Source organism: Massilia sp. Se16.2.3 (genome assembly GCF_014171595.1).
Taxonomy (GTDB): domain Bacteria; phylum Pseudomonadota; class Gammaproteobacteria; order Burkholderiales; family Burkholderiaceae_D; genus Telluria.
This window is the reverse complement of sequence record NZ_CP050451.1, coordinates 5,195,008-5,208,662: the sequence shown is the minus strand read 5'-3', so window position 1 is coordinate 5,208,662 and position 13,655 is coordinate 5,195,008. Positions and strand designations below refer to the sequence as shown.

Here is a 13,655-nt window from a genome sequence, read left to right as displayed (position 1 = left end):
GGCGGCGGCGCGGGTGGCCTGGGCGCGCCCGGCTTTAATAGTGGTATCAGGTGGCGTCAAGGCTGGCCTCCAGTTGCTGGTAGCGCCACTGGCTGGCATACCAGCCGTCCAGTTGCAGCAGGGTGTCGTGGTCGCCCGATTCGGCGATGCGGCCATCCTTCAGCACCACGATCAGGTCGGCGTTGACGACGGCCGACAGGCGGTGGCTGGCGATGATCGCCATCAGCTCCGGGCGCGAGGCGCGCAGCTCGGCCAGGTGCTCGAGGATGCGTGTCTCGGTGCCGGTGTCGACGGCCGACAAGGCGTCGTCGAGCAGCAGCAGCGAGCTGTCGGCCAGCAGCGAACGGGCGATCGCCACGCGCTGGCGCTGCCCGCCCGAGAGCGTGATGCCCTTTTCGCCGACCGGTGTGTCATAGCCTTGCGGGAAGCGCAGGATGTCGTCGTGGATGGCCGCCATGCCGGCCGCCTCCTCGATTTCCAGCCGGCTCGCGCCCGGCCGCGCCGGGCGATGTTCTCGGCGATGGTGGCCGAAAACAGGAAGGATTCCTGCGGCACCCAGCTGGTGGCCGCGCGCAGGGCCGCCAGACGGTAGTCTTCCAGCGCGTGCCCGCCCCAGTCACGCTGCCCGCCTGCGGCGTGGCCTGGCGCAGCAGCACCCGCAGCAGGGTCGACTTGCCGGCACCGGTCGGTCCCACCAGGCCCGGGTCATGCCCGGGCGGAGCGTCACCGAGACGCCGTCCAGCGCGGGGCGCGCCATGTTCGCGTCCATTCCGCCATAGGCGAAACGGACCTCGCGCAGCACGAGCGGACCGTCCTCGATGCGCTCGCGGGTGCCTTCGTCGACCACTGTCAGCGGCGCGTCTAACATCGGCTGCAATCGCGCCAGGCCGGCGCGTCCGCGTTCGATCAGCGACAGCACCCAGCCGGCCGCGAACATCGGCCAGATCAGCTGGCCCGGTACATCGAAAAGCTGGTCAGCGCGCCGATGGTCAATTCATTTTGCAGCACGAGGTAGCCGCCCACGCCCAGCGTCAGGGTGGTGGCCGCCGTCAGGGCCAGGCCGACGGCCGGCTCGTAGGCCGCTTCCCATTTCTGCGCGTTCAGGCTGGCGTTCGAGGCGTGGCCGGCCAGCTCCGCGAACTGGCTGGCGCTGCGCGCCTCCAGGCCGAGGGCGCGCAGCGTGCGTACGCCGGACAGCGATTCCTGCACATGGTCGTTGAGGTTCGAGAAGCGCTTCAGGGAATCGGTTTCGGCGGTGTGGATGTGGCGCGAGATGTACCAGAAGGCCAGGGCCATGAAGGGGAAGGGCAGCAGCGCGACCAGTCCCAGGCGCCAGTCGACGCCGAGCAGCATCACGCCCAGCACCATCACCAGCGTCAGCGTGCCGTCGAACGCGGCCAGCATCGCTTCGCCGGCCGCCATCTCGATGGCATCGATGTCGTTGGTGGCCAGTGCCATCAGGTCGCCGGTGCGCTGCTTCTGGTAGAAGGCCGGACCCTGGGCCGACAGGCGCGCATACAGGCGCATGCGCAGCTCCACGCCGAGGCGGTAGGCGGCCGAATACAGGCGGATGCGCCAGCCCACGCGCAGCAGGTAGATCGCCACGCCGAGCGCGAGCAGCTGCAGGATCTGCACGGTCAGCTCGTGGCTGGACAGGCGGTGCGCGGCCAGGCCATCGACCATGGCGCCGACCTTGCGCGGGATCCAGACCGTGCACACCGCTACCCCGGCCAGCATGACGGCCGAGGACGCGTAGGCTTTCCAGTGGCGCAGCACGAAGCCGCCCACCAAGCGAGCGAGACTCATCGGTATTCCTTGCGTGAGGCCCGAAAAAAGAAAGCGGGCCGAAGCCCGCTAGTCTACTTTCTTTGCCCGACGGCCGCAGCGCGCCTCGGCGCGCGCCCGCATGGGTACCTCAGGTCTGCTTCCTGCGACCCTTGGTGCCGCGCGTTTCGACGGGACCTGTCGTGTGTGCGGGTGATGGCGGCGCGGCCACCACGGGTTCGATTCTCGGCAGCTCGATTTCGACGGCCACTTCGACCGGCACGCTGGCCGCAAGCGGGTGCGGGGGAGCGAGCGGCACCTCGAGCGCTTCGACCGTGGCCTTGGCGATCGGCGTCGGTTCGGCATCGGGGGCGATGACGGAGGTGACGACTTCCGCAGCCTGCTGCGGGGCAGTCTCGGTCGGCAGGACGAAGTCGGACGAAGACTGCACGGCCGCTTCCGCATGCGCCGGGGTTGGTGCACCATGCGACGCGCCATGCGACGCGCCAGGCGACGCGCTCTCCGACACGGCGGCAGCGGTGGCCGCAGCCGCGACCGACGCGGTATCGCCGCCGATGCGCTCGAAAGCCTCGGCCGCGGCCTGCTTGGCACTGTCCGCGCTGTCCTGCAACGGCGCGGTTTCCGGGGCCGCCGGGTGGCCGATGTCGGCGCGTTCACGGCATAGCTGCGCAGCGGCGTGGCATACGGCGTGATGGCGATGCTGAAGAGCTCGCGGCTGAAATCGAACAGGGTGCGCAGTTGTTGCTGCGACTGGCTACCGAGCGTCAGCAGGTCGCGCGGATCGCGCACCGCCAGCAGCTGGCGCATGGCGGTGGAAGACTGTTCGACGGCGGCGCGCGAGGCATCGATCTGCAGCGTCAGCACCCGGCTGGTGCGGTCGAGCGCCTGTTCGCTGAAACTGCGCATCAGCTTGAATCCATGGTCGAGCTGGGTCTGTCGTGCTGCGAAGAACTGTTCTGGAAGTGAAGTCATTGGAATTCCTTATTCGTTCGGTTATGGCGCACTGCAACAAATCCTAGTGTAGCCTTGACAGTCAGCCTTGGAAAGGAGAATTTGTCACTGTGGCATGTGGGAAATATTGCAATGCAGCACTGTTACAAAATGACACGGCAAACAGCATCCACGCGGAAGCGAACTCGCTACAATGGCAGACTCGAAAAGGAGCCCCGATGGATCTCGTCATTCGCAACGCCAGCCTGCCCGACGGTCGCCGCGGGATCGACATCGCCGTCGAGGGCGAGCGCATTGCCGCCGTCGGCCCCGTACTGGCCGTCACCGGGCGGCGCGAAATCGACGCCGCCGGCGACCTGGTCACGCCGCCCTTCGTCGACGCGCACTTCCACATGGATGCCACCCTCAGCTATGGCCTGCCGCGCGTCAACGAGTCCGGCACGCTGCTCGAGGGAATCGCGCTGTGGGGCGAACTGAAGCCCCAGCTGGCGCAGGAAGCCCTGGTCGAGCGGGCCATGCGCTATTGCGACTGGGCGGTGGCGCGCGGCCTGCTGGCGATCCGTACCCACGTGGATATCTGCGACGAGCGCCTGCTGGCGGTCGAGGTTCCTGCTGGAGGTGCGCCGCCGCGTCGCACGGTATATCGACCTGCAGCTGGTGGCCTTCCCCCAGGATGGCCTGCTGCGCAGCCCCGGCGCCTTCGAGAACCTCAAGCGCGCGATCAGGATGGGCGTGGACGTGGTCGGCGGCATCCCGCATTTCGAGCGCACGATGGCGCAAGGGGCGGAATCGGTGCGCCTGCTGTGCGAGTACGCAGCCGAGCAGGGCCTGCGCGTGGACATGCACTGCGACGAGACCGACGATCCGCTCTCGCGCCACATCGAAACGCTGGCGCATGAAACCTGGCGCCTCGGATTGCAGGGCAGGGTGGCGGGCTCGCACCTGACCTCGATGCACTCGATGGACAACTACTATGTCAGCAAGCTGCTGCCGCTGATGCGCGAGTCCGGCGTGGCGGCGATTGCCAACCCCCTGATCAACATCACCCTGCAGGGGCGCGCCGACACCTATCCGAAACGGCGCGGCATGACGCGCGTGCCGGAGTTGCTGGCCGCCGGCGTCGACGTCGCTTTCGGCCACGACTGTGTGATGGATCCCTGGTACGGCCTCGGTTCCGGCGACATGCTCGAAGTAGCCCACATGGGCCTGCACGTGGCGCAGATGACGGGACAGGCGGCGATGCGCCAGTGTTTCATGGCCATCACGGACACGCCCGCGCGCATCCTCGGACTCGAAGGCTATGGCCTGGCGCCCGGCTGTTACGCCGATTTCGTGCTGCTGGCTGCCGGCGATCCGGTCGAGGCGATCCGCCTGCGCGCCGCGCGCCGTGCGGTAGTGCGGCGCGGCGCCATCGTCGCGGAAGCGGCGCCCGCGCGTTCCACGCTGCGCCTGCCGGGCCGCCCGGATGCGGTCGATTTTCGAATGGCGCGCTGAGCCCTCAAGGCACGGTGCTAGAATTCCCGGTCCCCTTGGTGCCCGACCGTTTTTGATCGACGACGCCCTTCCAGACAACTTCGTACTCCCACAAGTCTTGTCCACGCCGTGAAAGAACTCCAGATCCGCCCCGCTACCAGCGCCGACTTCGACGCCATGTGGACCATCTTCCAGGCCCATGTCGCCGGCGGCGAGACCTATCCATTCGAGCACGACACCTCGCCCGAAGGGGCGCAGGCTTACTGGCTCGGTGCCGGCGTCACCACGCGCGTGGCCGCGCTGGGCGAACGCGTGCTCGGGATGTACCGCGTGGTGCCGAACCAGATCGGCCGCGGCGCCCACGTGGCCAATGCCTCGTACATGGTCAGTCCCGCCGCCCGGGGCGGGGGCGTGGGGCGCCTGCTCGGCGAGCACAGCCTGGGGGAGGCGCGCCGCCAGGGCTACCTGGCAATGCAGTTCAACTACGTCGTCAGCACCAACACGGCGGCCGTGATGCTGTGGAAGAAGCTCGGCTTCTCGATCGTCGGCACGCTGCCCAAGGCGTTTCGCCACAAGCGCCTGGGCTATGTCGACGCCTACGTGATGTATCAGCTGTTGCAGGATCCCGACCACTGGCCGACGAGAGACGAATAGATCCGCCCCGGGCAGGCCCGGACCAGCGTGCGCCGCCCCGACGCGACAGCATGCTAGGATGTTGTCAGGTCGATCATTCCGAAAGCCGCGTCATTCCATGTCAACCGCCGAACCAGGGCCGAACGCCGCCTTCTACGTCGTCTTGAATGCCGGTTCCGGCCATTCCGAAACCGAGCTGCGCTGCTCGACCATCCGCGACGTGCTCGGCGCCGCGGGACGCACCTGCCACCTCGAGATCGTGCGCGACGCCAGCCAGATCGGCGACATCGCGCGCCGCGTGGCGAACCAGGCGAAGGAGCACGAAGGCGTGCTGGTCGCCGCCGGCGGCGACGGCACCATCAATGCGGTGGCGCACCAGGCGGTGCTGCAGGGCTGCCTGTTCGGCGTGCTGCCGCAGGGGACCTTCAATTATTTCGGCCGCACCCACGGCATCCCCGAAGACCTGGCCGACGCCGTGCGCGCGCTGCTGGACGCGCGCGTCACGCCGGTGCAGGTCGGCATGGTCAACGACCGCATCTTCCTCGTCAACGCCAGCGTCGGCCTCTATCCGCAATTGCTCGAGGCGCGCGAACACGACAAGCGCCAGTATGGCCGCAGCCGCGTGGTGGCGATCCTCTCCGCGCTGAAGACCGCGCTCGGACGCCACCGGCCGCTGCGCATCGAGCTCGAAACCGAGGGCCATACGCGCAAGCTGCGCACGGCCACCCTGTTTGTCGGTAACAACCGGCTGCAGATGGAGCAGGTCGGCATGGAGCCGCTGACCGAGGCGGTCGAGGAGGGCGAACTGGCGGCGATCGCACCACGCGTGGTCGGCAAGTTCGGCATGCTCGGCCTGCTGGTGCGCGGCGCGCTCGGGCGCCTGGGCGATGCCGAGAACGTGGTCGCCTTCTCTTTCAAGCGCCTGCGCGTGCGCCACGCGGCGCTGTCGCCGCGACGGCGCATCAAGGTCGCCACCGACGGCGAAGTCACGCGCATGGACATGCCGCTCGAATTCCGCGTGGTGGAGGGCAGGCTGCGCCTGCTGAAACCCGTGCCCGTGCCTGAGGCGGCGCCAGACGGCGAGCGGGCACCAGCAGGCGCGCGCCTCGCCTAGCCGCGCCGCGCCTTCAGCAGGCGCTCGGCTTCACCCGCTCGACTTCCAGGCCGAACAGCGGGCGCAGGCGGGTACCGAGCACGTTGCCGACGAAGGCAGCCACCAGCCACAGCCAGCCGTGCAAGCTACCCGACAGGATGCCGCTGAAGTAGGCCCCGATATTGCAGCCATAGGCCAGGCGCGCGCCAAAGCCCAGCAGCAGGCCGCCGACGATGGCGGCGGCGAGGGAACGCAGCGGCAGGCGCCACACCGGCGCGTAGCGCCCGGCCAGGGCGGCCGCCAGCATCGCGCCGAGCACGATGCCGATGTTCATCACCGAAGTCACGTCGCGGGTCACGGGCGCCGCCAGCGCGGCGGCATTCGCCGGCTTGGTCCAGTAGGCCCAGCTGGCGACGTCGACACCCAGCAGCGACGCCCCCTTGGCGCCCCACAGCGCAAACGCCGAGGTCACGCCCCGGGGACGGCCGGACAGCGCCAGCGTGGCGAAATTGAGCAGCACCAGCGCCAGGGCGCCCGCCACCAGCGGCCAGGGGCCGCGCAGCCGGGGCGAGGACAGCGGCTGCGCGCTTGACGCGACCAGGCGGCCATGGCGGCGCTTCTCGACGACGACCGTGATGCCCGCGATCAGCGCGAACACGGCAAGGTTGAGGGCCAGCGCCGGCGCCAGGCCAAGCGTGGTAACGAGGGAAATCGGCTGCAGCTGCGGCAGCGACGTCCAGAAGGGCATGTAGGCGGTAGCGATCACGGAGCCGGTGATGAAGGCGGCCAGGGTCACGACCATGCGCGTGCTGCCGCCGCCGACCGTATAGAGCGTGCCGGAGGCGCAGCCGCCGCCCAGCTGCATGCCGATGCCGAAGATGAAGGCGCCGACGATCACCGAGGTGCCCGCGGGCGAGACCAGCCCGGTGACAGGCGTGCCGAACAGGCTGCCATTGGCGAGCGCCGGAAAGAACAGCATCACGCCGACGGCCAGCATCAGCATCTGCGCGCGCAGGCCGTCGCCGCGGCCGTCGGCGATGAAGACACGCCAGGCCGAGGTGAAGCCGAAGGCCGCGTGGTAGAGCGACAGGCCGAGCAGGGCGCCAACGACGAACAGCGCGGCGTGGCGACCATCGACGGCCTGGCCGAGGTACCAGCTGCCCAGTGCGATGAGCAAGAGGGAGACGCCGAGCGGCGCCGGGTTGATGCCCGGGCGGGCCAGGGTAGCAGTAGAAGAGGACATGGTAGAGACCGATGCGGACATAACGCAAGACGTAATCGGGCATTGTCTCGCTTTTTGCGTTTTTCTGCAGACGCCGGCTTCACCACGCCAGCATGGATGCAAGTACACCATCTGCTGGCCACGACGCTTTTCGATCTGTTTGCGATTTGGCTATCGACCGGAGTTCGCCAGGTCTGCTTGTAGCCGTTTTCGGCCGTTCAGTGTACGGCTGCTCCCGACCCACAGCGGACACCGAGCTAGTCACTCGCTCTACAGATCACATGTTCCGTGCGCGAGGGTCATTGGATTAGTTTCCAAACGGCAATCAGCGTTATACTTGGTGATTTGATCTACTGCACTCATCGCATGGACCACGAACTGGCCTTCCCCCACCAGCTCGGACACTTTCGATAGGTATGATGTCCCTATCGGAGGTATTACATGGCACGTGAAAGACGGTTGTTTTCAGAAGAGTTCAAGCGAGAGGCAGTCAAGCTGGTAGGCCAGCCTGGTGCGAGCAAGGCGGCAATTGCGCGAGACCTGGGCATTGGCGCGAACCTGCTGGGACGGTGGTGCAGAGACGCCAACGTGGATGCAGAGGTCACAGGCGGGAGCGAGAAGGTCTCAAGCCAGGAATATGAGCGCATGCGGCGCGAGCTGGCCAAGGTCAAGACGGAGCGCGACATCTTAAAAAAGGCGCTCGGCTACTTCGCAGCCGACCTCAAGTGAAGTACGGCTTCATCGCCAAATATCGAACCATCTGGCCGACGCGGACGATGTGTCGTCTACTCGGCGTATCGAGCAGCGGCTTTTACGACTGGTTCGGCCGGCCAGTGAGTGCGCACGAACGCGAGAATGCGCAGCTGCTCAAGGCCATCAAGCATAGCTACGAAGCCAGCGATGGCACATATGGTTCGCCGCGCGTAGTGCGAGACCTTATCGATGCTGGCTTCGCTTGCAGCGAGAATCGCGTAGCACGGCTGATGAAAGCAGCTGGCATCAAGGCTCGGCATAAGCGTCGCCGTGCACCAGGTCAGCTTGACGCGCCGATCCACGCCATTGCGCCCAACTTGCTGGACCGGCAGTTTGAAGCGACAGGCCCGAACCAGAAATGGGCAGCTGACTTTACCTATGTATGGACTGGCGAAGGCTGGCTGTTTGTCGCTGTTGTCCTCGACCTGTACTCGCGGCGTGTAGTGGGCTGGTCGATGCAACCGACAATGACGGCACAGCTGGTAATGGATGCCCTGCTGATGGCTGTTTTCCGTCGTGGCCGTCCTCGGGCAGTGCTGCATCATTCCGACCAAGGCTCCCAATACACCAGCGAAGACTTTCAGCGCTTGCTCGAGTCTCACGGCATCGTTTGCAGCATGAGCCGTCGTGGCAACTGCTGGGACAACGCTGCAATGGAAAGCTTCTTCTCGACGCTCAAGACCGAGCGCCTGAGCAAAAAGCACTACCGGACCCGAGATGATTTACGCGCTGACGTGTTCGACTATATCGAAAGGTTCTACAATCCACGCCGGCGTCATTCCACTATCGGCTACATCAGCCCGGTACAGTTTGAAAATCTAAAATGCGCCTAACGGAAGTGTCCGTGACGATGAGGGAAGGCCACGTGCAGGCTAGCGAAAGGAACGCCTGATGAATGTCGGGTCGACGCTCAAAGCGGATGCAAAGTCGGCAAAAACGGTGGAGCCATCGACGCGCGGCCGCCCGCCTTCGGCAGATCGATAGTGCTTGGGAAGATGAGCTGCTATAGCGACCAAAGGACTTCAGGGAGAAGTGCTTGGGCCATCGCATCAGTCCGGTTGAGAACGGGGCCGCCATCTCAATGCCTGCAGTGCCGCTACGAAAGTCCGCTATCGACCTATTGTGTTGAAAAACTCGGAGCGCTTGCCTTCCGTCCACGAAAGAGCGTTACCTCGGCTACACAAAACCGCGCCTGTTCAACGAACGCCAGCTGGTTGGACTCTTAACCGGCCGAAAACAGGTCAGAAAAGTTGCTTGGCGACTTTTTCAACACAATAGACCCATTGCGGACCTTCGACAGTCGACGTTACCTATCGCATCTAGGGCGTTTGCGCCTCATATGATGCGTACGGGCCGATGAAAACGAAGTTGGTTCGTAATGCCTCGATCACCTTTGCCTGCGTTGGAAACTCCGTAGCAAAATCCGTCCAAGCCTCCATGACGAAGGCGTCCCACCGATACGGGTCAAGTTCGTGAATTTGACCATCGGCAATGTCAATGAAGCTAAAACCACGACTTCTTACTTCCGCCACTGCCTTAAACGCTGCGGCCTCATGACCATCAGCACCTACGAAAACTGGAACATATGCCCCAATCAAGTTAGCGGGCATCTCGGTGTTCGTGCCCCGCCCGACATGCAATGTTATGCGATACAGCTTATTGCCTTCTATGGCAGATTTTTGCTTGAAGAATTTGAACATTTGACAGTCGGGGTTGGTATGTGAACGACCGTTTCTGGCCGATTTCGGCCGTTCGGTCGCGCTCAGTCTAATGGATAAGTTGTCGCCTGGAAGTTCCTGCATTTTCGCGGACGCGAAAACGAGCCTATAGCGACCGGCAGCTACCGACCCGAAGCGGACGTAGCGGCATCCATCAGGAACGCGCGGTTGCCAACGGCTTGGTGTTTGGATAACGGGTCACGAACGAATCGATGACCTGTGCGGGCAGGTTGATCAGAATCGTTCCACTACTGTCCCAGCATGCGATTTCGAACAAAGCGCCTTCTAACTGCGGTTCCGGTTCCGTACCGTCCCAATACCGTGGATTGTCCTCGACGTATGGTGCCAGAGCAGGTATCGGACGAAACCCCTTCGGTACTGCACTAAACACTGCCCAGATGAACTGGATCTCATGGGCATGAAGGAAGGCTGCGAGTTCGTCGCCGGTGAACCATTGATCATCCGGCTCAAAGCCCGGTGGCCTCCAGTTTGTTTCGATGTCGCTGACGTACCAGTCATAGTCTTGCGGCGCAATGTTGGCGGCTTCGAACACGTCGCGCATATTGGTGTACCAGCGGACCTGATCGGTCTTTTCCAAGATGAAAGTCTTCATTTGCCCCTTTAGACCTTGGCCGTTGAAGGACCGCTCCTGGCCTATTGCCGACGTTCAGATTGGCTCAGTGTATGGTGTAGTCGTTACTGGAACAACAGGAATCTGTGATCAATTTTTAGCTCGCGGAGTAACCGATCAGATAACCATAGAACAAAAACACAATAACCGGCCATACGACGGCTATACTCAGATTTTTTAGCCTACTTGGCAACGGTTCGCTTCCAAGCAAACTTTTGATTCTAATTGAAGTTGCAATAGCAGAAGCGTAAATTATTACAATTCCTAGATTTAAGGATCGAAGCAGATTATTTAATATCTCTTCATTTCCACGTTCTCCGAATTGGGTAACCCGCAGATGTTTTAGCGCTACATGATCACTTATAAGTATGAGGATTGCCTCCAGAAATAAGAGAAGCCAAAAGATCTTACGTACGGATTCAACTGCCATTCGGAAATCCAGTGATTGAAGTGTATGTAGCCAACGCATTAAGACCGACTGACCCTTCGGGGGAGGAGAAAGTCCATCACATTGCTTCTAGCCGTTTTCTGCCTGTCGCGACAGGCAGCTCCCGACCCGGAGCGGACCTTCACCTTAGCTCTTCGCGTGCACTGCCACCACCGCTTGGGAAGTACTTTGGCAACGGCCTATTCGAAAATATTCAACCCCTTCTGAACAGCCAGTTCGAGCTCATCTTGATTGCAAAAGTACTCAGCGAGACGTCCCCAGACGACATACGACGACCAGTTAAACCCGTCCTCAATATCGTTGAACCAAAGTACACGGTTACCCATGATGGCCACGACCCAAAAACCTCCCCCAACCGAGCCATACCTTTCTTCACTCCACTTTTCAGGCGATAATATTTTGATAGCTTCCCAAAAGCGAAACACTTGGGGATTCATCCGTCCTTCCGCACCGATGATCGCATCCCACAGGGACGCTTCTGAGATTGGCTGCCATTCCATCGTGTCCCCTTAGGTCCGCTCTTGGCCGATCGCAGACGTTCGTCAAGCGGTCAGTGTACCGGATATGTTGTTTGGAAGGAAATTTTAGGAGAAGACTTGCCCCGGCGTACGTTCGCTTACGACCCAGGCTGTGTAAAAACGCGAGATCCGTGTGTTTTCAGGGGTCTCTTCACCATTCCCGGCATCGAGAAAGCGCCGTAGCGGGCGTTTTGAGAGGTCGAGTGTCGTCGCCATGCCGCCGACTTTGCGTTTTTACACAGCCTGGACCCATTGCGGACCTTAAGCTCGCAGGTCGTAACAGCTAGCGCCGAAAGAAGAAGCTCAAGTCGAGCTGTAGCTGCAGCGTGTACTCATCAGGGGCCGCATATTTGCAAAGCACGCTTTGTTTTTCTCGGCGACTTGCTACGGGAGTGCTCGTTCCCGTGTCAGTCGGATGCTGTTCCAAAGAATAAGGATGGCGCCCAACCCAAGGAGCGACTGGTAAAGATACATCGACAACAGTGACCCTGGCTTCTTCAACATTGCAAAGCGGGGATGGCTTTTGTTGTAGAACACGGTAATGGGCTGACCTGGCTCGAGGTGGCGCATGTCCTGTTCCAGTCGCTCCCGGGAAGCGCAGACCCGCTCGATGGAAAACCTAACCCCTGTATATTTCCCTGATGGAAGGGTGTATTCATAGCTCACCAGTGGGGTCCATGAGGTCTGCCCCTTGTAGGAATTACACTTTGTAATGTCGACATGACTGAGTCTGCCTTGAACGGACCCCATCTCCATGAAAGGGCGGTAACCCTGCTCCAGCAATGTCGGTAGACTGAAGGAGACTACGATGAGCAGGATCAGGGGAGCTGCTTTCCATAACCAGGGCGGTGCATAGCCCCTATCGACTGCCCAATTCCACATATGCTTGTCTTTTCTGGTAATGGTGTTTGGTAATCGGCGCGTACGGGAAAGCGACGGCATAGGCCGGCTCCCATTCTTCCATCGGTGCACGAATGACTGATCCATTCATGTCGATTCTTAGCCGATCGCAGACGTTCCTCGGGCGACCAGTTTAGCGGAAGCTGTTGCTACTTGGGAAAGTTGCGAAGTGTTGATAGGCCAGCGCTAGCGGTAGCCAATCGCTTTCCCGCATACCCCGATCGCGCATGGGACAGCGCATTACACAGCGCTAGCCCGACCACTCATTGACGCATAGCACAGCCGGGGCCCATAATCCTATTTGCAAAAAAGCCAAGTTTTTCGCGTTGACCCTGCCATCCCAAGGAGTGCGCATGTCCAGTGAATTTGCCCTCGCCACCGCCGTTGCCGCGGTTCCGCTCCCTGCGCAGTCTGGTGTCACCGGGGTCTACGAGACGGTACATCTCGCCGATGCTTTTTCGATCCGCCTGCCGCAGGGTGCAGCGCGCGATCCGGATGTGCTAGCGCGCTTCCTCTTCGCGCAGCAGCCGGCCTGGGTCGGTATGCTCATGCGTATCCGCGACACGATCGTCGGCAGGCTCGGGCTAAAGACCGGTAAGCATCTGGCCACGCTGGAGAGCACTGCGCGGGCGGGCAGGGTCGGCATCTTCAAGGTCTACAGCACGAGCGACACGGAGATCGTGGTCGGCGAGGACGACCGGCACCTCGACTTTCGCGTGTCGGTGCTGTGTTCGGGCAGCGCTACGCCCCAGCTTACCGTTTCCACGGTCGTGCACTGCCATAACCTGCTGGGACGCGTCTATCTCTTCGTGATCGCGCCCTTCCACCGCATGGTCGTCAAGGCCAGCCTGCGGCGGGCGGGGCGGATCGGTTGGCCTGCGGCCGTCCCGCGGCATTAAAAGCGCCTGACAAAACCTCGCGTTCGTCTTGATAGCCACAACACCGTACACTGAGCAATTCTGAACTTCTGCATTCGGCCAACAATGGTCGTTCATTACAGCGCAGTTTCTCCTCACCCACAGGTGCCGACGTGACAAAAATCGGATTGGCTTCATTGCTGCTTTTCGCGAGCTCGTTGTCGTATGGGGCAGAGAATGCACCGCGAACAAAAGAATACGGGCAGTGCATCGATAGGGCGGGCGCCGTAGACCCGGCAGTGCTCGAGTGCATTTCGGGGGAATATGCCCGTCAAGACAAGCGTTTGAACACAGCCTATCGAAACTTGATGGGGTCCCTCAAGGGAGAGCGCAAGAAGCAACTGCTTGAAGCACAGCGTCTTTGGGGCAAATACACTGAAGCGAACTGTCGGTTCTATTACGATCCCGATGGCGGCACCTCGGCGCGTATGTTTGCAGCCGAGTGCGAGGTGACGGCACGAAGCGAGCGGGCCTCCGAACTCGAAGAACTGGCAAAGCACTAGCGAATTCAACCATGGCCAAGCAATGTGAAAGATGTAAAAAGCCGACGCTGCCGATACTTGGGATTGTTTTCGCTAGCGTCTTTCAGAACTCTTTGAGGTGTCGAAGCTGC

At 62.2% G+C, this 13,655-nt stretch carries 11 protein-coding genes and 3 pseudogenes; 6 read left to right on the top strand and 8 right to left on the bottom strand.

The window, feature by feature from the left end:
- Positions 1-46: 46 nt before the first annotated feature.
- The 3 genes and pseudogenes from G4G31_RS23905 to G4G31_RS29565 all read right to left on the bottom strand — a co-directional run.
- Positions 47-1,806, bottom strand: a pseudogene (locus G4G31_RS23905) (ABC transporter ATP-binding protein).
- Positions 1,807-1,915: 109 nt separating this feature from the next.
- The gene (locus tag G4G31_RS27255) at positions 1,916-2,395 is read right to left on the bottom strand and encodes a hypothetical protein (protein ID WP_229425220.1); all 480 of its coding nucleotides are present in this window, start codon (positions 2,393-2,395) and stop codon (positions 1,916-1,918) included.
- Positions 2,396-2,538: 143 nt separating this feature from the next.
- Positions 2,539-2,691, bottom strand: a pseudogene (locus G4G31_RS29565) (phasin family protein); the annotation flags it as partial.
- A 263-nt stretch (positions 2,692-2,954) separates the two neighbouring features.
- Between G4G31_RS29565 and G4G31_RS23895 the strand changes: the two are divergent.
- The 3 genes and pseudogenes from G4G31_RS23895 to G4G31_RS23885 all read left to right on the top strand — a co-directional run bounded on the left by G4G31_RS23895 (position 2,955) and on the right by G4G31_RS23885 (position 5,956).
- Positions 2,955-4,230: pseudogene (locus G4G31_RS23895) on the top strand (amidohydrolase family protein).
- Positions 4,231-4,338: 108 nt separating this feature from the next.
- Positions 4,339-4,863 carry a GNAT family N-acetyltransferase gene (locus G4G31_RS23890; RefSeq protein WP_202033690.1) on the top strand — a complete coding sequence of 175 codons (525 nt, stop codon included), beginning with the start codon at positions 4,339-4,341 and terminating at the stop codon, positions 4,861-4,863.
- A 97-nt stretch (positions 4,864-4,960) separates the two neighbouring features.
- A complete protein-coding gene (locus G4G31_RS23885; RefSeq protein WP_182989680.1) occupies positions 4,961-5,956 on the top strand; it encodes a diacylglycerol kinase family protein in 996 nt (331 codons plus the stop codon).
- 13 nt (positions 5,957-5,969) lie between these two features.
- Here the strand turns inward: G4G31_RS23885 and G4G31_RS23880 are convergent, their stop codons facing one another.
- Positions 5,970-7,178 carry a YeeE/YedE family protein gene (locus G4G31_RS23880; protein WP_182989679.1) on the bottom strand — a complete coding sequence of 403 codons (1,209 nt, stop codon included), beginning with the start codon at positions 7,176-7,178 and terminating at the stop codon, positions 5,970-5,972.
- A 420-nt stretch (positions 7,179-7,598) separates the two neighbouring features.
- Here G4G31_RS23880 and G4G31_RS23875 point away from each other — a divergent pair.
- Positions 7,599-8,743, top strand: a protein-coding gene (locus G4G31_RS23875; protein WP_182989678.1) for an IS3 family transposase whose coding sequence is annotated in 2 segments (ribosomal slippage) — positions 7,599-7,857 and positions 7,857-8,743 — 1,146 coding nt in all. Because the reading frame shifts where the segments join, the coding sequence is not laid out codon by codon here.
- A gap of 486 nt (positions 8,744-9,229) precedes the next feature.
- Here G4G31_RS23875 and G4G31_RS23865 read toward each other — a convergent pair.
- The 4 genes from G4G31_RS23865 to G4G31_RS29560 form a co-directional block, all read right to left on the bottom strand.
- A complete protein-coding gene (locus G4G31_RS23865) occupies positions 9,230-9,610 on the bottom strand; it encodes a hypothetical protein (RefSeq protein WP_182989677.1) in 381 nt (126 codons plus the stop codon).
- A gap of 172 nt (positions 9,611-9,782) precedes the next feature.
- A complete protein-coding gene (locus G4G31_RS23860) occupies positions 9,783-10,241 on the bottom strand; it encodes a hypothetical protein (RefSeq protein WP_182989676.1) in 459 nt (152 codons plus the stop codon).
- A 645-nt stretch (positions 10,242-10,886) separates the two neighbouring features.
- A complete protein-coding gene (locus G4G31_RS23855; RefSeq protein ID WP_202033688.1) occupies positions 10,887-11,207 on the bottom strand; it encodes a hypothetical protein in 321 nt (106 codons plus the stop codon).
- A gap of 402 nt (positions 11,208-11,609) precedes the next feature.
- On the bottom strand, positions 11,610-12,107 hold the full coding sequence (locus G4G31_RS29560) for a DUF3592 domain-containing protein (RefSeq protein WP_374011333.1): 498 nt from the start codon (positions 12,105-12,107) through the stop codon (positions 11,610-11,612).
- A gap of 371 nt (positions 12,108-12,478) precedes the next feature.
- On the opposite strand from G4G31_RS29560, the gene G4G31_RS23845 reads away from it, so the two are divergent.
- Both G4G31_RS23845 and G4G31_RS23840 read left to right on the top strand, forming a co-directional pair.
- The gene (locus G4G31_RS23845) at positions 12,479-13,024 is read left to right on the top strand and encodes a DUF2867 domain-containing protein (protein ID WP_182989674.1); all 546 of its coding nucleotides are present in this window, start codon (positions 12,479-12,481) and stop codon (positions 13,022-13,024) included.
- Between the two features lie 131 nt (positions 13,025-13,155).
- Positions 13,156-13,545, top strand: a complete 390-nt coding sequence (locus tag G4G31_RS23840) for a lysozyme inhibitor LprI family protein (RefSeq protein WP_182989673.1) — start codon at positions 13,156-13,158, stop codon at positions 13,543-13,545.
- Positions 13,546-13,655 lie beyond the last annotated feature (110 nt).

What these genes read in the sequence shown, in the direction of transcription:
- G4G31_RS23865 (WP_182989677.1), bottom strand. Translation starts at nt 9,610, where the DNA reads ATGTTCAAATTCTTCAAGCAAAAATCTGCCATAGAAGGCAATAAGCTG.
- G4G31_RS23845 (WP_182989674.1), top strand. Translation starts at nt 12,479, where the DNA reads ATGTCCAGTGAATTTGCCCTCGCCACCGCCGTTGCCGCGGTTCCGCTC.
- G4G31_RS23860 (WP_182989676.1), bottom strand. Translation starts at nt 10,241, where the DNA reads ATGAAGACTTTCATCTTGGAAAAGACCGATCAGGTCCGCTGGTACACC.
- G4G31_RS23880 (WP_182989679.1), bottom strand. Translation starts at nt 7,178, where the DNA reads ATGTCCTCTTCTACTGCTACCCTGGCCCGCCCGGGCATCAACCCGGCG.
- G4G31_RS23885 (WP_182989680.1), top strand. Translation starts at nt 4,961, where the DNA reads ATGTCAACCGCCGAACCAGGGCCGAACGCCGCCTTCTACGTCGTCTTG.
- G4G31_RS23855 (WP_202033688.1), bottom strand. Translation starts at nt 11,207, where the DNA reads ATGGAATGGCAGCCAATCTCAGAAGCGTCCCTGTGGGATGCGATCATC.
- G4G31_RS29560 (WP_374011333.1), bottom strand. Translation starts at nt 12,107, where the DNA reads ATGTGGAATTGGGCAGTCGATAGGGGCTATGCACCGCCCTGGTTATGG.